This window comes from Pseudomonas sp. FW306-02-D09B (genome assembly GCF_058782685.1).
In genome coordinates this window covers 231560-250269 of record NZ_JBYSXY010000004.1, presented here as the reverse complement: position 1 = coordinate 250269, position 18710 = coordinate 231560, and the positions used below count along the sequence as shown (strand labels likewise).

The window sequence follows — 18710 nt, the reverse complement described above, 5'->3', positions numbered from 1 at the left end:
CATGGATGATTTACAGCTCGACGCCTTTAAAACCGATGAGAACGCGGCGATGGTGCTGCTGGTCGACGACCAGGCGATGATTGGCGAAGCCGTGCGCCGCGGGCTGGCGAACGAGGAGAACATCGACTTCCATTTCTGTGCCGATCCGCACCAGGCCATCGCCCAGGCGATTCGCATCAAGCCGACGGTGATCCTCCAGGACCTGGTCATGCCGGGGCTGGACGGCTTGTCGCTGGTGCGCGAATACCGCAACCACCCGGCGACCAAGGACATTCCGATCATTGTGCTGTCGACCAAGGAGGACCCACTGATCAAGAGCGCAGCGTTTGCTGCGGGAGCCAACGATTACCTGGTCAAGCTGCCGGACAACATCGAACTGGTCGCGCGCATTCGTTATCACTCGCGCTCCTACATGACCCTGATCCAGCGCGATGCGGCCTATCGGGCGCTGCGGGTCAGTCAACAGCAGTTGCTCGACACCAACCTGGTGCTGCAACGCCTGATGAACTCCGACGGCCTGACCGGCCTGTCGAATCGCCGCCATTTTGATGAATACCTCGAGCTGGAATGGCGCCGGGCCATGCGTGACCAGGCGCAACTGTCGTTGTTGATGATCGATGTCGACCACTTCAAGTTGTACAACGACAACTTCGGCCATCTGGAGGGCGACGAAGCCCTGCGCAAAGTCGCCACGGCGATCCGCGATGCCAGCAGCCGTCCATCCGATCTGCCTGCGCGCTATGGCGGCGAAGAGTTCGTCCTGGTATTGCCCAATACCTCGCCGGGCGGGGCGCGGCTGGTCGCGGAAAAACTCCGGCAGACCGTGGCCGGAATGAACATCCCGCATGTTGTTCCGGTCGAAGGTGCGAGCCTGACCATCAGCATCGGCCTCTCGACCATAACCCCGCAGCCTGGCAGTGATTACCGTCAATTGATCTCGGCGGCGGACAAGGGGTTGTACCTGGCGAAGAACAATGGACGCAATCAGGTCGGCATCGAATGAACCCGCACGTTCATTCGCCGTTAAAGCCGCCAGGCGGGCTGCCGTGACAGCGTGATTACGTTATACTCGCCGGCTTTCAAAAGTTCGCCAACGAGTGCTGCCCGCCATGGAAATCAACCCGATCCTTAACAGTATCAAGGACCTGTCCGAGCGCTCCGAAACTATTCGGGGGTATCTTTGACTACGATCAAAAGCATGAGCGTCTGACCGAAGTCAATCGCGAGCTTGAAGATCCGAATGTCTGGAACAACCCGTCGTACGCTCAGGAACTGGGCCGTGAGCGGTCCCTGCTGGCGCAGATCGTCGAAACCCTCGACCAGATGCACAGCGGCCTTGCCGACGCCAAAGACCTGCTGCTGATGTCCGCAGAGGAAGAAGACCAGGCCGCCGTCGATGACGTCGCTGCCGAAGTCGAGCGTCTGCGCGAGGCCCTGGAAAAACTCGAATTCCGCCGTATGTTCAGCGGTGAGATGGACGCCAACAACGCCTACCTGGATATCCAGGCCGGCTCCGGCGGTACCGAAGCCCAGGACTGGGCCAACATCCTGCTGCGCATGTACCTGCGCTGGGCGGACAAACGCGGTTTCGACGCGACCATCATGGAGCTCTCCGCCGGTGAAGTCGCCGGGATCAAGGGCGCAACCGTGCACATCAAGGGTGAATACGCCTTTGGCTGGCTGCGGACCGAGATCGGCGTACACCGTCTGGTGCGCAAGAGCCCGTACGACTCCGGTAACCGTCGCCATACCTCGTTCTCGGCCGTGTTCGTGTCGCCGGAAATCGATGACAACATCGAAATCGACATCAACCCGTCGGACCTGCGCATCGACACCTACCGCTCCTCGGGCGCCGGTGGTCAGCACGTAAACACCACTGACTCGGCTGTACGTATCACCCACGTACCGACCAACACCGTGGTCAGCTGCCAGAACGAACGTTCCCAGCACGCCAACAAAGACACCGCGATGAAAATGTTGCGGGCGCGCTTGTACGAGCAGGAAGTGCAGAAACGCAACGCTGCTTCCCAAGCCCTGGAAGACACCAAGTCGGACATCGGCTGGGGTCACCAGATTCGCTCGTATGTGCTCGACCAGTCGCGGATCAAGGATTTGCGTACTAACGTCGAACGCAGCGACTGCGACAAGGTGCTCGACGGCGACATCGACGAATATCTGGTGGCGAGCCTGAAACAAGGCTTGTAAGCCGCCAGCCAAGACCTTAAGTCCCCTGCCATCGGTGGGGGCAACGAACCTGTGATGGAATTTTTAAAGACATGAGCGACCTAGAACTCGATCCGCAAGCCCTGCAACAGGAAGAAAACTCCCTGATCGCCCTGCGCAAGGAAAAGCTTGCTGCCGAGCGCGCCAAGGGCCAGGCCTTCCCCAACGACTTCCGCCGCGACGCCTACTGCGAAGATTTACAGAAACAGTACGCGGACAAGACTAAGGAAGAGCTGGCAGAGGCTGCGATTCCGGTCAAGGTTGCCGGTCGTCTCATGCTCAACCGTGGCTCGTTCATGGTGATCCAGGACATGTCCGGGCGCATTCAGGTTTACGTCAACCGTAAAACCCTGTCCGAAGAAACCCTGGCCGCCGTGAAAACCTGGGACCTGGGCGACATCATCGCCGCCGAAGGCACCCTGGCCCGTTCCGGCAAGGGCGACCTGTACGTTGAAATGACCAACGTGCGTCTGCTGACCAAATCCCTGCGCCCGTTGCCAGACAAGCACCATGGCCTGTCCGACACCGAGCAGCGCTACCGCCAGCGTTACGTTGACCTGATCGTCAACGAAGACGTGCGCCAGACCTTCCGCGTGCGTTCGCAAGTGATTGCGCACATTCGCAGCTTCCTGATGAAGCGTGACTTCCTGGAAGTCGAAACGCCGATGCTGCAAACCATCCCTGGCGGTGCGGCGGCCAAGCCGTTCGAGACTCACCACAATGCGCTGGATATGCAGATGTTCTTGCGTATCGCGCCGGAGCTGTACCTCAAGCGTCTGGTGGTAGGTGGTTTCGAGAAAGTGTTCGAGATCAACCGCAACTTCCGTAACGAAGGTGTTTCGACTCGTCACAACCCTGAATTCACCATGTTGGAGTTCTACCAGGCCCACGCCGACTACGAAGACAACATGGACCTGACCGAAGAACTGTTCCGCGAACTGGCGCAGCTGGTTCTGGGCAGCACCGACGTGCCGTACGGCGACAAGGTGTTCCACTTCGGCGAGCCGTTCGTGCGTCTCTCGGTGTTCGACTCGATCCTCAAGTACAACCCCGAGCTGACCGCTGACGACCTGACTGACATCGACAAGGCCCGCGCCATCGCCAAGAAGGCCGGCGCCAAAGTGCTGGGCTTCGAAGGTCTGGGCAAGCTGCAGGTAATGATTTTCGAAGAGCTGGTCGAGCACAAGCTGGAGCAGCCGCACTTCATCACCCAGTACCCGTTTGAAGTATCGCCGCTGGCCCGCCGCAACGACGAGAACCCGAACGTCACCGACCGTTTCGAGCTGTTCATCGGTGGCCGCGAAATCGCCAACGCCTACTCCGAGTTGAACGACGCGGAAGACCAGGCCGAGCGCTTCATGGCTCAGGTGGCCGACAAGGACGCCGGTGACGACGAAGCCATGCACTACGATGCTGACTTCGTACGCGCGCTGGAGTACGGCATGCCGCCGACTGCCGGTGAAGGTATCGGTATTGACCGACTGGTGATGCTGCTGACCAACTCACCGTCGATTCGCGATGTGATCCTGTTCCCGCACATGCGGCCGCAAGCGTAAATGTTTCAATTAAAAAGCCGCCTATAACAGGCGGCTTTTTATTGCCTGTCTGGTACAAACGTATCAATTGGTTACTTTTGACGTTAGAGAGGAATATCTGTCGTGAATCGTGCATTGGCTCAAGAAGGAGCAGCTGGCATCGCCACTGCGGTTGCTGAAAGCGTTCAGTATCAGGGACGCAAAGCCAGCCGACAGGGAAGCGAGCAGCGTCGACAGGAAATTCTCGATGCAGCGATGCGCATCGTCGTACGCGACGGTGTTCGTGCGGTACGTCACCGCGCCGTGGCCGCCGAAGCGGGTGTGCCGCTGTCGGCGACCACTTACTATTTCAAGGATATCGATGACCTGCTCACCGATACCTTCGCTCAATACGTCGAACGTAGCGCCGCCTACATGGCCAGGTTGTGGGCCAATAACGAAGGCTTGTTGCGCGAGATGGTCATCAGCGGCGACGGCAGCCCCGAGTGCCGCTCACAGTTGGCTGACGACATCGCACGGCTGATGGCGGACTATGTTCACCGGCAATTGATCAACCGCCGCGAGCACCTGATGGCCGAGCAGGCCTTCCGCCAGGAAGCGTTGCTCAACCCGCGCCTGGCGCTGCTGGTGCGCTCGCATCAGCAAATTCTCTTGCAGGGCACTTGCCAGCTTTTCCAGGTATTGGGTTCGCGAGAGCCGCAGCAGGATGCCAAAGTGTTGACGGCGATTATCGGCCGGATGGAATATCAGGGCCTGCTCAACGACGCAGAGCCCGAGGCTGAACAAGAGATGCTCGGCATTCTGACGCGATATATGCACCTGGTGCTGGCGTCGGTCTAACGATCAGCAGCATCCCTGTGGGAGCGGGCTTGCTCGCGAATGCGGTGTACCATTCAACAAACTTGCGACTGACAGTCCGCTTTCGCGAGCAAGCCCGCTCCCACAGGGCTGGTGTATTTTTTTTTGCTGTGCCAACGCTTTTAAACAGGAGCACCGGGTGGACGAATACCAGCAGACGATACGCACGTTGTCCGATCGCATAGTGCTGGCGCAGACGCCGATTCGGGTACTCGATGCGGTCAAGTGGGACGACAACATCCGCAAGGGTTTCCTCAAGGCCAAAGGCAAGGAAATGCCGGCGGTGGATCGCGACTACTACCTCAACCGGCCACTGTCCTTTGACTCCAGCAAAGTGAAGCTGGAATTCCAGAACATCGAGCGCGACATCACCCGTCAGCTCGGCCAGTTCAACCCGGTCGGGCAGATCATGCGTCGCATGTGCAAGGAATACCGCATGGTGGTGCGGATGCTCGAAGCGCGTGGCACCGAAGATTTCGGGTTGATCTCCCAGGAGCTTTACGGCGCGGCGTCCGATGCATTCCACGCCGGTGACCCGACCCTGGCCGACCTTGGCCTGATGATGTCCGACTACCTGAACAACATCGATGGCCGGGGCGACCTCAAGGACGAACCGAAGATCCTCACCGCCAAGGAAGCCGTGCACTTGCTGCAAACCCGTTTGAACAAAGTCTTTGGCGAAGCCGAGGAAACCATTCGGGTGTTCGAGTCCGACGGTATTGTCGCGGATGCGGCGGCTGGTGCCGACTACATCAAGATCCGCGCTGACGCGATGTTCAACGAACGTGACGTGCGCGCCCTGGAAGTCCATGAAGGGCTGGTGCATGTCGGCACCACGCTTAACGGTCTGAATCAGCCGATCTGCACTTTCCTTTCCAAAGGTCCACCGTCGTCGACCGTGACCCAGGAGGGGTTGGCGATCCTGATGGAAATCATCACCTTTGCGTCCTATCCGAGTCGCTTGCGCAAACTGACCAACCGTACCCGGGCGATTCACATGGCCGAGGAGGGCGCGGACTTCTTGCAGATCTTCGAGTTCTTCCGCGCTCAAGGCTTCGAGATGGCTGAAAGCTATAGCAATGCCAGCCGGGTTTTCCGTGGTTCGATACCCAATGGCCTGCCATTCACCAAAGACTTGTCCTACCTCAAGGGCTTTATCATGGTTTACAACTACATTCAGTTGGCCGTGCGTAAAGGCAAGCTTGAGCAGATCCCTTTGCTGTTTTGCGGCAAGACCACCCTGGAAGACATGCGCACCCTGCGTCAGTTGGTGGATGAGGGGCTGGTGGAACCACCCAAGTACCTGCCGGACCAGTTCCGTGACATGAACGCCTTGTCGGCCTGGATGTGTTTCTCCAACTTCCTCAACCACCTGAGCCTGGACCGGATCGAAGCGGATTACTCGAACATTTTGTAATGTCGTCGAGACATCTTCTAAAAAAAACAGCCCCTGAATCGTGAGATTCAGGGGCTTTTGTTTAGCCGGATTACCGATCAGGCCGCTTCGATCTTGCTGCGGTTCTGCTTGAGCTTGTTCAAGTACAGCTGGACGTTCTCTTGCTCTGCCTGGGTGGTGAACAAACCCAATTTGCTGCGACGCCAGAGTATGTCCTGAGCACTGGTGGCCCATTCTTCGCTGCACAGGTAATCGACTTCGCGGGTGTAGAGACCGCCACCGAGGTGTTCGCCCATGTCCTTCAGGCTCTGTACACCTTCAAGCAGGCGCCAGGTGCGGCTGCCATAGGTGGTGGCCCAGCGTCGGGCAATTTCCGTCGGCAGCCAGTCGAACTTGTCGCGAATCAACGCGCTCAAGGCCTGTGGCGTGGTCATGTCTTCGCCGCCTGGCAGGGTCTCTTGCGCGGTCCAGCTCGGCTTCATGCCCTTGAAGTACGGTGCCAGCTGCGCCATGGCCGACTCGGCCAGTTTGCGGTAGGTGGTCAGTTTGCCACCGAACACCGACAGCAGCGGCGCTTCTTCTGCGCTGCCAGACAGCGCCAGGGTGTAATCGCGGGTCACGGCCGAAGGATTGTCGGATTCGTCGTTGCACAGCGGACGAACGCCGGAATAGGTGTGCAGGATGTCGCTGCGGCTGATTTGTTTCTTGAAGTGCGCGTTGACCACTTTCAGCAGGTAATCGGTCTCGCCTTCGGTGATGGCGACTTTCGCTGGATCGCCGGTGTACTCACGGTCCGTGGTACCAATCAGGGTGAATTGATTGAGGTATGGAATGGTGAACACGATGCGTTGGTCTTCGTTCTGCAGGATATGCGCGTGTTCGCCTTCGTACAGCTTCGGCACGATCAGATGGCTGCCCTGAATCAGACGGATGCCGTAAGGCGATTCCATCTTCAGGTCATCACGAATGAACTTGGCGACCCATGGACCGGCGGCATTCACCAGTGCTTTGGCGCGGATCGAGAACAGGCGGCCATCGGTGCGTTCCAGATTCAACTCCCACAGGCCTTTGCTGCGACGGGCGCTGACACAGCGGGTCTGGGTGTGAACATGGGCGCCTTTTTCGCGGGCAGCCATGGCATTGAGCACCACCAGACGGGCGTCGTCGACCCAGCAATCGGAGTATTCGAAGCCTTTGGTGATTTCGCTTTTCAGCGCGCTGTCGGCCCCGAACTTCAGGCTTTTGGAGCCGGCGAGTTTTTCCCGCTTGCCAAGATGGTCATAAAGGAACAGGCCTGCACGGATCATCCACGCCGGGCGCAGGTGCGGACGGTGTGGCAACACGAAGCGCATTGGCTTGACGATGTGCGGGGCCTTGGCCAACAGCACTTCACGCTCGGCCAAGGCCTCACGCACGAGGCGGAATTCGTAGTGTTCGAGGTAGCGCAGGCCGCCGTGGATCAGCTTGCTGCTGGCGGACGAGGTATGACTGGCCAGATCGTCCTTTTCGCAAAGGAACACCGAAAGACCGCGACCGGCGGCATCCGCTGCAATCCCCACACCGTTTATCCCACCACCAATGACGGCGATATCGTAGACCTCGGCAAGAGGGGGCATAGGTAAGGTTGAAGTGGGCATCGGCTGGCCTCGGGGTACTTTCTATATTTGAATTCGAACATTAATGTTCATTTGCGAAAATAGTAGCGCATAAATCCAGGCGCAACCAGTCGGCTTCGATTGAAAATTCTGATCGAAGAGAGGGGAAAGGAAAATTTTCGAACATTGATAGCAGGTGCGATGGGGAGTGGGTCGCAGATATTGTAGGAGCACGGCTTGCCGGCGATGGCGATCTTGAGTAGGCCATCGCCGGCAAGCCGTGCTCCTACAGTGGTTTAACCGCGTTCCGCGGTTTAAACGACTTCCAGCCGAATCTTGTGCTGGCTCAGCAGTTGCGCCAATGCCGGAACCGGCGCGTGGTCGGTCACCAGGCAGTCGATCAGGCTGATCGGTCCCAGGCGGACCATGGCGTTGCGGCCGAACTTGCTGGAGTCTGCTGCCAGCAGGACTTGCCGGGCGTTGGCGATGATCGCCTGGGAGACCCGTACTTCCTGGTAGTCAAAGTCGAGCAGGCTGCCGTCTTCATCGATACCGCTGATGCCGACCAGCGCAAAGTCGACCTTGAACTGGTTGATGAAGTCGACGCAGGCCTGACCGACTACGCCGCCATCACGGCGCACGTTGCCACCGGCCAGCAGGACTTCGAAGTCATCCTTGGCGCTGAGGATCGAGGCGACGTGCAGGTTATTGGTGATCACCTTGAGATGGCTGTGATTGAGCAGCGCCCGGGCAATGGATTCGGTGGTGGTACCGATATTGATGAACAGCGAGGCGTGATCGGGGATTTGTGCGGCGATGGCTTCGGCGATGCGCTGTTTCTCATCGCGCATCTGATCGGCGCGCATGGCGTAGGCGGTGTTTTCGACACTTGAATCGTAAGCGGCGCCGCCATGATAGCGACGCAGCAAATTCACTTCCGCCAATTGATTGATGTCGCGGCGGATGGTCTGTGGTGTAACAACAAATAGCTGAGCCATTTCCTCGATGCTGACGTAGCCGCGTTCGCGGACCAGTTCGAGGATTTGCTGCTGACGGGGAGGCAGATTCATAGGGCTTCCTTTGGGCTGCCGTTCAAAATTTGCCCATGATGCCGTACGAATCACCTCCCTACCAGTTACATACCGATACGAATCCGCTACTTGGCTTATTCAGCGCCTTCGTGCGGTTCCCAGTCGCGGGTGCGGCTGACGGCTTTTTTCCAGCCGGCGTAGAGTTTTTCCTTCGCCGTTTCGTCCAGTTGCGGGTCGAACTCACGCTCGATCACTGCCTTGCCGCGCAGTTCGTCCAGGCTGCCCCAGAAGCCGCAGGCCAGGCCGGCCAGGTAGGCGGCGCCCAGTGCAGTAGTTTCACGCATTTGCGGGCGCTCGACCTTGGTGCCGAGGATGTCCGCCTGGAATTGCATCAGGAAGTTGTTGGCGACCGCACCGCCGTCTACGCGCAGAGCCTTGAGTCGTTCGCCGGAGTCGTGTTGCATGGCATCGAGTACGTCGCGGGTCTGGTAGGCAATCGACTCCAGTGCGGCACGAATGATGTGATCGACGCGTACGCCGCGAGTCAGGCCGAACAGTGCGCCACGGGCATACGGGTCCCAGTACGGGGCGCCGAGGCCGGTGAAGGCGGGTACCAGGTACACGCCGTTGCTGTCCTTGACCTTGTTGGCGAAGTATTCGGTGTCGTGAGCGTCGTTGATGATCTTCAGCTCGTCGCGCAGCCACTGAACGGTGGAGCCGCCGTTGAACACCGCGCCTTCCAGTGCGTAGGCCACTTCGCCGCGTGGGCCGCAGGCGATGGTGGTGAGCATGCCGTGCCGGGATTTAACCGCTTTGTCGCCGGTGTTCATCAGCAGGAAGCAGCCGGTGCCGTAGGTGTTTTTCGCCTGGCCCGGTTCAACGCACATCTGGCCGAATAGCGCGGCCTGTTGGTCACCGGCAATACCGCCGATGGCGATGCCGCTTTTGGTGTGGCCATAGATTTCCGATGACGACTTGACCTCCGGGAGCATCTCACGCGGGATGTCCAGCACTTCGAGCATCTTCGCGTCCCACTCCAGGGTGTGGATGTTGAAGAGCATGGTGCGCGAGGCGTTGGTGTAGTCGGTGACGTGGGTCTTGCCGCCGGTAAATTTCCAGATCAGCCAGCTGTCGACGGTGCCGAACAGCAGCTCGCCTTTGCGTGCGCGTTCGCGGCTGCCTTCGACGTTGTCGAGGATCCACTTGAGTTTGGTGCCGGAGAAGTACGGGTCGGTGACCAGGCCAGTGGTTTCGCTGATGTACTGCTCAAAGCCGTCGCGCTTGAGTTGCTGGCAGATTTCGGTGCTGCGGCGGCACTGCCAGACGATTGCGTTGTAGATCGGCCGGCCAGTGGTCTTGTCCCAGACCACAGTGGTTTCACGCTGGTTGGTGATGCCGATGGCCGCTACCTGATCGTGATGCAGGCCGGCTTGCGCCAGGGCTTCGACCATCACGGCGCTTTGGGTCGCGAAGATTTCCATCGGGTCGTGTTCGACCCAGCCGGCCTGCGGGTAATGCTGGGCGAATTCACGTTGCGCAGTGCAGACCACGTTGGCGTCACGGTCGAAAATGATCGCCCGGGAGCTGGTCGTACCCTGATCGAGGGCAATGATGTAGTTCTTATTCTGAATGTCGGTCATGTCGATTGCCTTGGACGAAATAAGGGAGTGGGTTGGGGCGCGTGATCAATGGTGGGCAGGATCGCGCGTCGCCGCTTTCAGGAGATTCGTGCTTTGCCGTCAATGGCAGGTTCTGCATCCTTTGTAGCAGGTATGGCGATCGGTAGATGGCGGGCAATCAGCCCGCGATAGGCCGCAGCGCCGAGGCAGGCACCCAGGATCGGTGCAAAAACCGGAATCAGGAAGTACGGAATATCACGGCCGCCAGTGAAGGAAATTTCACCCCAGCCAGCGAAGAAAGTCATCAGCTTAGGACCGAAGTCTCGCGCGGGGTTCATTGCAAAACCGGTCAGCGGGCCCATCGAGCTACCAATAACGGCGATCAGCAAGCCGATCAACAGTGGCGCCAACGGGCCTTTAGGCAGGCCATTGTTGTCGTCGGTCAGGGACATGATCACGCCCATCAGGATCGCGGTGATGATCACCTCCACCAGAAACGCCTGGGCTGTCGACAGGGCAGGGTTCGGGAAGGTGGAGAACACCGAGGCCAGTTCGAGGCTGGCTTGTGTGCCACGAACCATCTGGTGAGTTTGTTCGAAATCGAAGAACAGGTTGCTGTAAAGCGTGTAAACCAACAACGCTGCGCAGAAGGCACCAGCGACCTGGGAGAAGATGTAGAGCGGCAGTTTACGCTTCTCGAAATCAGCGAATATGCACAGCGCGATGCTGACGGCCGGGTTCAGGTGAGCGCCGGAAACACCTGCGGTCAGGTAGATCGCCATGCTGACGCCGATCCCCCAGATGATGCTGATTTCCCAAAGTCCAAAGCTGGCACCCGCGACTTTGAGGGCGGCAACACAGCCAGTACCAAAAAAAATCAATAAGGCAGTACCCAGGAACTCGGCCATGCATTGGCTCGAGAGCGATGGTTGTTGCGATGCAGTTGTCATTGAAAACCTCGTTTTTGTTGTTGTTGGGCGCTCTTCTCGAAATGGTCAGGGCGCGATTTTCACCGAGGCAGGATCCCCATCCTGGTCTCGGTCTGCTGCCAGGTACTACGCAGAAACGTTTATGCATTATTCAGATTCGAAAAAATATAGACAAGAAATGCTGATGTCAAAGGTCGAAAGTGAACCATCGGTCATATTTAAACTATTGGTCAGCTGAATGATCATTTGGATGGGTTCGGGAGATGGCTGGATTTTGTCCTGCGTTTGCTTATTCCTGAGCGGGTAGGGGCCGGTAATAGAGCCTTTTGCTCGGTGATGGCCTAGAATCCAGCGCAGTATTTTTCTGCTATCGCCAGGCTTGGAGCTGCCATGACCCCCGCATTGGATCTGTTGAAAAAAGTTCGTGCCGAACATCGCGTGCACAGTTATGAACATGATCCGAAGGCTGCGTCCTACGGTCTGGAGGCAGCGGAAAAGCTCGGGCTGGATCCGGCGCAAGTGTTCAAAACGCTGTTGGCCGCGAGTGAGAAGGGGGAGTTGCTGGTGGCCGTCGTACCGGTCGTCGGAAGTCTGGACTTAAAAGCGCTGGCGCATGCCGCCGGGGTGAAGAAACTCGAAATGGCTGATCCCGCCGCCGCGCAACGGGCCACCGGTTACTTGCTGGGGGGCATCAGCCCGTTAGGGCAGAAGAAGCGTTTGCGCACGTTCATCGATAACAGTGCGCAGCCTTTCGCGAGTATTTACGTCAGCGCTGGCCGGCGTGGCCTTGAGGTCGAGTTGGCAGCGACGGTGCTGGCCGAGCACACCCAGGCCAAATTCGCCGATATCGGTCGGGCCTGACCACCGCGCTGTATGGTGAAAATCGGCAGGTTCTGTCTCTGGTAGCCGGGTAATGGCCGCTGCATGCTCGCCTTCGCCTAGGCCCTGTACGAAAACTGCCTGCACGTCGACCAGGCTGCGTTAAAAACAGGCTCGGAATGCTCATTTAGGGGCCTAAAGTCGCGTGCGACCCCAGCCGTTCCTCGCCTGTTTTTGCCTTGCCTGATCGCCGTTCGGCGAGTTTTCGTACAGGCCCTAACAAGAAGGAGAACACTCATGCAGCTAGCGTTTCATCAGGTCGACGCGTTCAGTGACCAACCGTTCAGTGGCAATCCGGCAATGGTCTATCGGCTCGACGCCTGGCTCGCTGATGAGCTGATGCAAAAAATAGCCGCTGAACACAACCTTGCCGAAACTGCGTTTGTGGTGCGTGAGGCGCAAGGCTGGCGTATCCGCTGGTTCACGCCGACCACCGAAGTACCGTTGTGCGGCCATGCGACGCTGGCCAGTGCTTATGTGTTGTTCGAGGTCTATAAAGAACCGGTCGAGCGCCTGGACTTCATCAGCAAGTCCGGCCCCTTGAGTGTGCGTCGGGAAGGCGAGCGGCTGTGGCTGGACTTTCCGGCGATTGAACTGCGCGAAGTCGGCGTGACCCTCGATGTGCAGCGGGCGCTGGGCGTGCAGGCAATTGATGTGCTGGGTTCCAACGAATTGTTCGTGGTGCTGGAGTCGGAGCAGGCGGTGCTCGATTGCCAGCCGGACATGGCCGCGCTGGCGAAGCTGCCTTGGCCTGGCGCGATCGTGACTGCGCCGGGTTCGCGGCATGACTTCGTTTCGCGGTACTTCGCACCGGCCATCGGTATCAACGAAGACCCGGTCACTGGCTCGACTCATTGCAGCCTGATTCCGTACTGGGCGCAGCGTTTGGATAAATCGAGCCTGACGGCGTATCAGTGTTCGGCGCGGGGCGGGGAGTTGTTTTGCCGCCTGGAAGGGGATCGGGTGAAGATCGGGGGACACGCGACGCTGGTGGCCAGCGGAACGTTGATGCTCGGCTAAACAAAAATCCAGTGTGGGAGCGGGCTTGCTCGCGAAAGCTGACTGTCAGTCGACATCATCGTTGACTGGTATGCCGTCTTCGCGAGCAAGCCCGCTCCCACATTAGTCCGCAGTGTTCAACTGGCAGCGCTGTACCGACGAACCCCGGACTCTACCGCCGGAATCTGCGCTGCCGTGCTGCCTGAGGCCTGGAACAGCACCAGGTGTTCGGCGGCCACGCGAATGCCGACATCGGCGCCGACCAGATGATCGGCATGGCTCGGAAAGATCGATTCCAGTTGGCAGCCGGTCGGTAACTGCAGGCGATACAACGTCGATGCACCGAGGAAGGTCTTGCCAACGATCCGTGCCTTCAGAGGGCTGTTGGGCGCGTAAACGATATCGTCGGGGCGCAGCAACACATCCACCGCGCCACCGGCAGGCCAGGTGTACGCGCGATTACCGCGCAGCACACCCAGTTCGGTCTGCACTGATTCCGGGGTCTGCAACTGACCGCGAATGAAATAACCCTGACCGATAAAACTCGCCACAAACGGTGTTTGCGGTTCGTGGTAGAGGTTGTAAGGCGTGTCCCACTGCTCCAGTCGACCCTCCTTGAACACGCCAACCTGATCGCTGACGGCAAAGGCTTCTTCCTGGTCGTGAGTCACCAGAATCGCACTGGTGCCGCGAGCCTTGAGGATGTCCCGGACTTCATGGCTGAGCTTGCGGCGTAATTCGCCATCGAGGTTGGAGAACGGTTCGTCGAGCAACAGCAGTTGCGGCTCCGGTGCCAACGCCCGGGCCAGTGCCACGCGCTGTTGCTGGCCGCCGGAAAGCTCGTGCGGGAAGCGCTTGCCGAGGTGCTTCAGGTTGACCAGTTCAAGCATCTCTTCGGTGACCCGATCCTTCTGTGGATGCTTGCGAATGCCAAAGGCGATGTTCTCGGCCACGCTCAGGTGCGGGAACAGCGCATAGTCCTGGAACACCATGCCGATTCGGCGTTTTTCCGGCGCGAGGGTGAAACCGGCGCTGGAGATGGTTTCACCGGCCAGCTGGATTTCCCCTTCGTGAATCGGTTCAAAGCCTGCAATCGCCCGCAGAGTGGTGGTCTTGCCGCAGCCGGACGAGCCGAGCAGGCAACCGATGTCACCGGCATTGAGGTGCAGGTTGAGGTTCTGGACGACCCGCTGGTCTTGATAGCCGCAGGCCAGATTACGCAGGTTCAGCAGTAATGAATGACTCATGCGTGGTGATATGAAGGCGGAACGAGAAACTCGAGCAAGGCTTTTTGCGCATGCAGACGGTTCTCGGCCTGATCCCAGGCAACCGAACGCGGGTCGTCGAGCAGATCGAGGCTGATTTCTTCACCGCGGTGCGCGGGCAGGCAGTGCATGAACAACACATCCGCGGCGGCCAGATCGAGCAGGGCACGATTAACCTGGAACGGTGCGAACAGCTTGAGGCGCTTGGCGGTTTCCTCTTCCTGGCCCATGGAGGTCCAGACGTCGGTGCTGACCAGATGAGCGCCGCGTACCGCTTCCCGAGGATCGCGGACGATAGTCACCCGATCACCGGCCTTGGCCACGAACTCAGGGTTTGGCTCATAGCCTTCAGGGCAGGCGATGCGCAACTGGAAGTCGAACTGGATGGCGGCTTCTATATAGCTGTTGCACATGTTGTTGCCGTCGCCGATCCAGGCCACGGTCTTGCCCTGGATCGAGCCGCGATGTTCGAGGAAGGTTTGCATGTCGGCCAGCAACTGGCACGGGTGCAGGTCATCGGACAGGCCGTTGATGACGGGCACGCGCGAGTTGGCGGCGAATTCGGTCAGGGTGCTGTGGGCGAAGGTACGGATCATCACCGCGTCGAGCATGCGCGACATGACGATGGCGCAGTCGCCGATCGGTTCGCCGCGACCCAGTTGGGTGTCACGGGGTGACAGGAAAATCGCCTGGCCGCCCAGCTGGATCATGCCGGCTTCAAACGACAGCCGGGTGCGCGTCGAGGATTTCTCGAAGATCATCCCGAGTACGCGATTTTTCAACGGCTCGAACAGTACGCCGCGGTTACGCAGGTCTTTGAGCTCAATGCCTCGACGGATCACGCTGACCAGCTCTTCGGGCGTGCAATCCATCAGGGAGAGAAAGTGCCTTGCGCTCATCATTGACTACCTTTTTGCAACAGACCGCAGATACTCAAAGCCTTGTTTAACTGAAAAACGGGCGAGACCTGCGGCGTAAGCCGCACGAGGCGACGAAATAGGGGAAGGCGCGATCTTATAATTAAATGTCGCGTCTTACCAATAGGGCTACGGTTTTTAGGGGATTTAAGAGAGCCTACGGGATAACCGCGGTAGCGCTTTTGAAGCCTGTTTCCTGACAGTAGCAACCCCTTTGTACACTGCCCTCGCGCGCCTTGGCAATCAAGCGGGGCGGGCAAAGTACGGTCTCGGTCGGTTTCTGACCTGTCGGACAGGGTAGTTGCAGGCAGGATCCAGCCTGCCTCCGCTTGAAACATTTGCTAATGCAAAGTGCTGGGTTATAACTAAGTCACGAGTGACACAGGAAGCCTATGGAATGGAATCGAAAGAACAGCAATTGTTAGAGCTGCTGGGCCTCACGGCACGCACCCTGACTCACCTGACCGCTTCCATGACCTCAATGTCCTTTGAGTTGATGCGCAGCGAGGATGAGGTGACCAAGGCTGCAGGTCGACGGATGATCGACCGCATGGCCACCGTCAGCGCCGGGCTCGACGAGCACTGGCGCCTGATTGGCGAACTCACGGGCGTGCACATTGCCCAGGAACAGATCGAAACCATCCAGGAAATCCAGCTTCAAGCGCCCTCCAGGCTTCCCCAAGGCTAATATCGGCGGGCCTGATGGGCCTCGATTCACAAGACGAACGTCGCTGGCGCAGCGCTCGGTCACAGCCCATAGTTTTGTTCCCGCAACCGGATGCCGGTTGTCTCGAATAAAACAGAGAATGGCCATGACCAAGACTCTTCATCACCGTGCCTGCCACCTGTGTGAAGCCATTTGCGGCTTGACCATCGAAACCACTGCAACCGAAGACGCTGGCGTGCAAATCACCTCGATCAAGGGTGATCCGCAGGACAGCTTCAGTCGCGGTCATATCTGCCCCAAGGCCGTGGCGCTGCAAGATATCCAGAACGATCCCGACCGCCTGCGACAGCCGATGCTGCGGGTCGGCAGCGAGTGGCAGGCGATTGCCTGGGACGAGGCTTTCGCTCTGGTGGCCGAGCGCCTGTCGGCGATTCAGGAGCGCCATGGCCAGAACGCCGTCGCGGTGTATCAGGGCAATCCCAGCGTGCACAACTATGGGTTGATGACCCACAGCAATTACTTCCTTGGCTTGCTGAAAACCCGCAACCGTTTCTCTGCAACCTCGGTCGATCAGTTACCCCAGCATCTCACCAGCCATTTGATGTACGGCCATGGTTTGCTGTTGCCGATTCCGGACATCGATCACACCGATTTCATGCTGATCCTGGGCGCTAATCCATTGGCCTCCAACGGCAGCATCATGACCGTACCGGATGTCGAAAAGCGCTTGAAGGCGATTCAGGCCCGGGGCGGCAAAGTGGTGGTGGTCGATCCGCGTCGCAGCGAAACGGCAGCGATTGCCGATCAACATATATTTGTCCGTCCAGGCGGTGATGCGGCGCTGTTATTCGGGTTGCTCAATACCGTGTTCGCCGAAGGCTTGAGCCGCGACAGTCATTTGCCAGTAGACGGGCTGGAGGAGGTTCGTCAGGCCGTCGCATCCTTTAGTGCCGAGGCCATGAGCCCGCTGTGCGCCGTGCCGGCCGAGCAGATTCGTCAGTTGGCGCGAGACTTCGCCAGCGCGAAAACTGCCGTGTGTTATGGCCGTATGGGTGTTTCGACCCAGGCGTTCGGCACTTTGTGTCATTGGCTGGTGCAACTGCTAAATCTGGTTACCGGCAACCTGGATCGGGTCGGCGGCGCGCTGTGCACCGAGCCTGCGGTCGATCTGGTAGCGTCGACCTCGGGCGGGCATTTCAATCGCTGGCAAAGCCGCGTGTCTGGCCGTCCGGAATACGCCGGTGAGTTGCCGGTCTCGGCGCTGGCCGAAGAGATGCTCACTGAAGGTGAGGGGCAGGTGCGGGCGTTGATTAGCGTGGCGGGTAACCCGGTGTTGTCTACACCCAATGGCCGACAACTGGAGCAGGCGCTGGACGGGCTGGAATTCATGCTCAGCATCGACCTGTATATCAACGAGACCACGCGTTATGCCGACCTGATTCTGCCGTCGACCTCGGCGCTGGAAAACGATCACTACGACACCACGTTCAATATGTTCGCGGTGCGCAACGTCAGCCGTTTCAACCGGGCAATCCTGCCCAAGCCCGACGGTGCGCTGCACGATTGGGAGATTTTCGTCGGCCTGGCCCAGGCCTTTGCGGCGAAAACCGGCAAAGAGCTGAAGCCGACGATGCCCCCGGCGAAGATGATCGACCTCGGTTTGCGAGCCGGGCGCTTTGGTGATGCATCGCCGCACAAACTGTCGGTGGCGACCTTGTTCGATCATCCTCACGGGGTCGATCTGGGCGCTCTTCAGGCAAACCTGGCGCCACGTCTGAAAACCGCCAACCAGCGCGTGCAGGCGGCGCCACCGGCGATCCTGGCCGACCTTGCACGATTTTCCGCATTGCAGGCACCGGTTGCCGATGAGCTATTGATGATCGGCCGCCGCCATGTGCGCAGCAATAACTCGTGGATGCATAACTACCACCGTCTGGTGAAAGGCAAACCGCGTCATCAGTTGCTGATGCACCCGGACGATCTTTCCAGTCGCGGGCTCAGCGATGGGCAGCGGGTACGGGTCAGCTCGCGGGTCGGGGTGATTGAAGTCGAAGTGCTGAGCAGCGTCGAGATGATGAAAGGCGTGGTCAGCCTGCCGCACGGTTGGGGCCATGCCCGGCCGGGCGTGCAGATGACCATTGCCATGGGCCAACCAGGCTCCAGCGCCAATGACCTGACCGATGAGCGCCAGCTCGATGAGTTGTCAGGAAACGCGGCGCTTAATGGTGTACCGGTGACCGTCGCGGCAGCGTAAGTGTCTGTCGGGGAGACCGAGCATGGCGCTCGGCTTTCCGTTACAATGCGTCACCGTGCCGACAACTGAGTCGGAAAGTTCAGCCGAGGTGCTTCATGGATATCATCGAAACTATTAAAGAGCAGATTGCTAACAACACCATTCTGCTTTACATGAAAGGCTCGCCGAATGCCCCACAGTGTGGCTTCTCCGCGAAAGCCGCTCAGGCCGTCATGGGCTGTGGTGAGAAGTTCGCTTACGTGGACATCCTGCAGAACCCGGAAATCCGTGCCAACCTGCCAAAGTACGCCAACTGGCCAACCTTCCCGCAATTGTGGGTTGCTGGTGAGCTGGTCGGTGGTAGCGACATCATGACTGAAATGGCCGCTGACGGTTCGTTGCAGGCCCTGATCAAAGACGCTGCGGCCAAAGCTGCTGCTGGCAAGACCGAAGCCTGATTTATAGGCAGAAGCGGCCGTCCGGCCGCTCCTGCTGGTAATAAAAAGCCCCGCCTCTCGTAAGAGGGCGGGGCTTTTTATTGAGTCGAGATTAGCGCTGTAGAAG

The 18710-nt window shown here is 58.9% G+C and carries 16 protein-coding genes; 10 read left to right on the top strand and 6 right to left on the bottom strand.

The features are described from left to right. Window position 1 precedes the first annotated feature (1 nt). From AC3WK5_RS09675 to AC3WK5_RS09655, 5 genes are all read left to right on the top strand, one after another. Complete coding sequence (locus tag AC3WK5_RS09675) at window positions 2-1003, top strand: response regulator (RefSeq protein ID WP_103319566.1); 1002 nt, start codon at window positions 2-4, stop codon at window positions 1001-1003. A 106-nt stretch (window positions 1004-1109) separates the two neighbouring features. Next, window positions 1110-2205 (top strand): peptide chain release factor 2 gene (prfB, locus tag AC3WK5_RS09670; RefSeq protein WP_102667242.1). Its coding sequence is split into 2 segments (ribosomal slippage): window positions 1110-1181 and window positions 1183-2205, totalling 1095 coding nucleotides; the frame shifts between segments, so codons are not numbered across the junction. Window positions 2206-2276: 71 nt separating this feature from the next. Continuing rightward, complete coding sequence (gene lysS, locus AC3WK5_RS09665) at window positions 2277-3779, top strand: lysine--tRNA ligase (RefSeq protein ID WP_103319564.1); 1503 nt, start codon at window positions 2277-2279, stop codon at window positions 3777-3779. A gap of 114 nt (window positions 3780-3893) precedes the next feature. Next, window positions 3894-4598, top strand: coding sequence for a TetR/AcrR family transcriptional regulator (locus AC3WK5_RS09660; protein WP_103319614.1), 705 nt, complete (start codon window positions 3894-3896; stop codon window positions 4596-4598). Between the two features lie 157 nt (window positions 4599-4755). After that, window positions 4756-6033, top strand: a complete 1278-nt coding sequence (locus AC3WK5_RS09655; RefSeq protein ID WP_019692051.1) for a flavohemoglobin expression-modulating QEGLA motif protein — start codon at window positions 4756-4758, stop codon at window positions 6031-6033. Window positions 6034-6110: 77 nt separating this feature from the next. Here AC3WK5_RS09655 and glpD read toward each other — a convergent pair whose 3' ends face one another. The 4 genes from glpD to AC3WK5_RS09635 form a co-directional block, all read right to left on the bottom strand. Beyond that, window positions 6111-7649 carry a glycerol-3-phosphate dehydrogenase gene (glpD, locus tag AC3WK5_RS09650; protein ID WP_103319562.1) on the bottom strand — a complete coding sequence of 513 codons (1539 nt, stop codon included), beginning with the start codon at window positions 7647-7649 and terminating at the stop codon, window positions 6111-6113. Between the two features lie 272 nt (window positions 7650-7921). Continuing rightward, window positions 7922-8677 (bottom strand): DeoR/GlpR family transcriptional regulator, encoded by a 756-nt coding sequence (locus AC3WK5_RS09645; protein ID WP_054593817.1) that lies wholly within the window; start codon window positions 8675-8677, stop codon window positions 7922-7924. 95 nt (window positions 8678-8772) lie between these two features. Next, the gene (glpK, locus tag AC3WK5_RS09640) at window positions 8773-10278 is read right to left on the bottom strand and encodes a glycerol kinase GlpK (RefSeq protein WP_054593816.1); all 1506 of its coding nucleotides are present in this window, start codon (window positions 10276-10278) and stop codon (window positions 8773-8775) included. A 77-nt stretch (window positions 10279-10355) separates the two neighbouring features. Next, window positions 10356-11207 (bottom strand): MIP/aquaporin family protein, encoded by an 852-nt coding sequence (locus AC3WK5_RS09635; protein WP_103315102.1) that lies wholly within the window; start codon window positions 11205-11207, stop codon window positions 10356-10358. 369 nt (window positions 11208-11576) lie between these two features. Here AC3WK5_RS09635 and ybaK point away from each other — a divergent pair, with 369 nt between their 5' ends. Together ybaK and AC3WK5_RS09625 are read left to right on the top strand one after the other, a co-directional pair. Continuing rightward, window positions 11577-12047, top strand: coding sequence for a Cys-tRNA(Pro) deacylase (gene ybaK, locus AC3WK5_RS09630; protein WP_103315101.1), 471 nt, complete (start codon window positions 11577-11579; stop codon window positions 12045-12047). Window positions 12048-12302: 255 nt separating this feature from the next. Continuing rightward, window positions 12303-13085: a PhzF family phenazine biosynthesis protein gene (locus AC3WK5_RS09625; RefSeq protein ID WP_103315100.1), complete on the top strand. Its 783-nt coding sequence runs from the start codon at window positions 12303-12305 to the stop codon at window positions 13083-13085. A 116-nt stretch (window positions 13086-13201) separates the two neighbouring features. Here AC3WK5_RS09625 and AC3WK5_RS09620 read toward each other — a convergent pair whose 3' ends face one another. Together AC3WK5_RS09620 and argF are read right to left on the bottom strand one after the other, a co-directional pair. Continuing rightward, on the bottom strand, window positions 13202-14311 hold the full coding sequence (locus AC3WK5_RS09620; RefSeq protein WP_103315099.1) for an ABC transporter ATP-binding protein: 1110 nt from the start codon (window positions 14309-14311) through the stop codon (window positions 13202-13204). Continuing rightward, window positions 14308-15228, bottom strand: a complete 921-nt coding sequence (argF, locus tag AC3WK5_RS09615; protein ID WP_054593811.1) for an ornithine carbamoyltransferase — start codon at window positions 15226-15228, stop codon at window positions 14308-14310. Before argF ends, AC3WK5_RS09620 begins: the two co-directional genes overlap by 4 nt. A gap of 415 nt (window positions 15229-15643) precedes the next feature. Here argF and plzR point away from each other — a divergent pair, with 415 nt between their 5' ends. The 3 genes from plzR to grxD all read left to right on the top strand — a co-directional run bounded on the left by plzR (window position 15644) and on the right by grxD (window position 18604). Next, window positions 15644-15934: a PlzR type 4 pili assembly inhibitor gene (gene plzR, locus AC3WK5_RS09610; RefSeq protein WP_054593810.1), complete on the top strand. Its 291-nt coding sequence runs from the start codon at window positions 15644-15646 to the stop codon at window positions 15932-15934. Between the two features lie 124 nt (window positions 15935-16058). Continuing rightward, on the top strand, window positions 16059-18167 hold the full coding sequence (locus AC3WK5_RS09605) for a molybdopterin oxidoreductase family protein (protein ID WP_103315098.1): 2109 nt from the start codon (window positions 16059-16061) through the stop codon (window positions 18165-18167). A 95-nt stretch (window positions 18168-18262) separates the two neighbouring features. Further along, window positions 18263-18604: a Grx4 family monothiol glutaredoxin gene (grxD, locus tag AC3WK5_RS09600; RefSeq protein ID WP_019693361.1), complete on the top strand. Its 342-nt coding sequence runs from the start codon at window positions 18263-18265 to the stop codon at window positions 18602-18604. The last annotated feature ends 106 nt before the right edge of the window (window positions 18605-18710 follow it).

Coding starts and splice junctions, on each gene's coding strand:
- AC3WK5_RS09620 (WP_103315099.1), bottom strand. CDS start 14,311: ATGAGTCATTCATTACTGCTGAACCTGCGTAATCTGGCCTGCGGCTAT.
- AC3WK5_RS09605 (WP_103315098.1), top strand. CDS start 16,059: ATGACCAAGACTCTTCATCACCGTGCCTGCCACCTGTGTGAAGCCATT.
- argF (WP_054593811.1), bottom strand. CDS start 15,228: ATGAGCGCAAGGCACTTTCTCTCCCTGATGGATTGCACGCCCGAAGAG.
- AC3WK5_RS09635 (WP_103315102.1), bottom strand. CDS start 11,207: ATGACAACTGCATCGCAACAACCATCGCTCTCGAGCCAATGCATGGCC.
- AC3WK5_RS09645 (WP_054593817.1), bottom strand. CDS start 8,677: ATGAATCTGCCTCCCCGTCAGCAGCAAATCCTCGAACTGGTCCGCGAA.
- ybaK (WP_103315101.1), top strand. CDS start 11,577: ATGACCCCCGCATTGGATCTGTTGAAAAAAGTTCGTGCCGAACATCGC.
- AC3WK5_RS09675 (WP_103319566.1), top strand. CDS start 2: ATGGATGATTTACAGCTCGACGCCTTTAAAACCGATGAGAACGCGGCG.
- grxD (WP_019693361.1), top strand. CDS start 18,263: ATGGATATCATCGAAACTATTAAAGAGCAGATTGCTAACAACACCATT.
- glpK (WP_054593816.1), bottom strand. CDS start 10,278: ATGACCGACATTCAGAATAAGAACTACATCATTGCCCTCGATCAGGGT.
- lysS (WP_103319564.1), top strand. CDS start 2,277: ATGAGCGACCTAGAACTCGATCCGCAAGCCCTGCAACAGGAAGAAAAC.
- plzR (WP_054593810.1), top strand. CDS start 15,644: ATGGAATCGAAAGAACAGCAATTGTTAGAGCTGCTGGGCCTCACGGCA.
- glpD (WP_103319562.1), bottom strand. CDS start 7,649: ATGCCCACTTCAACCTTACCTATGCCCCCTCTTGCCGAGGTCTACGAT.
- AC3WK5_RS09625 (WP_103315100.1), top strand. CDS start 12,303: ATGCAGCTAGCGTTTCATCAGGTCGACGCGTTCAGTGACCAACCGTTC.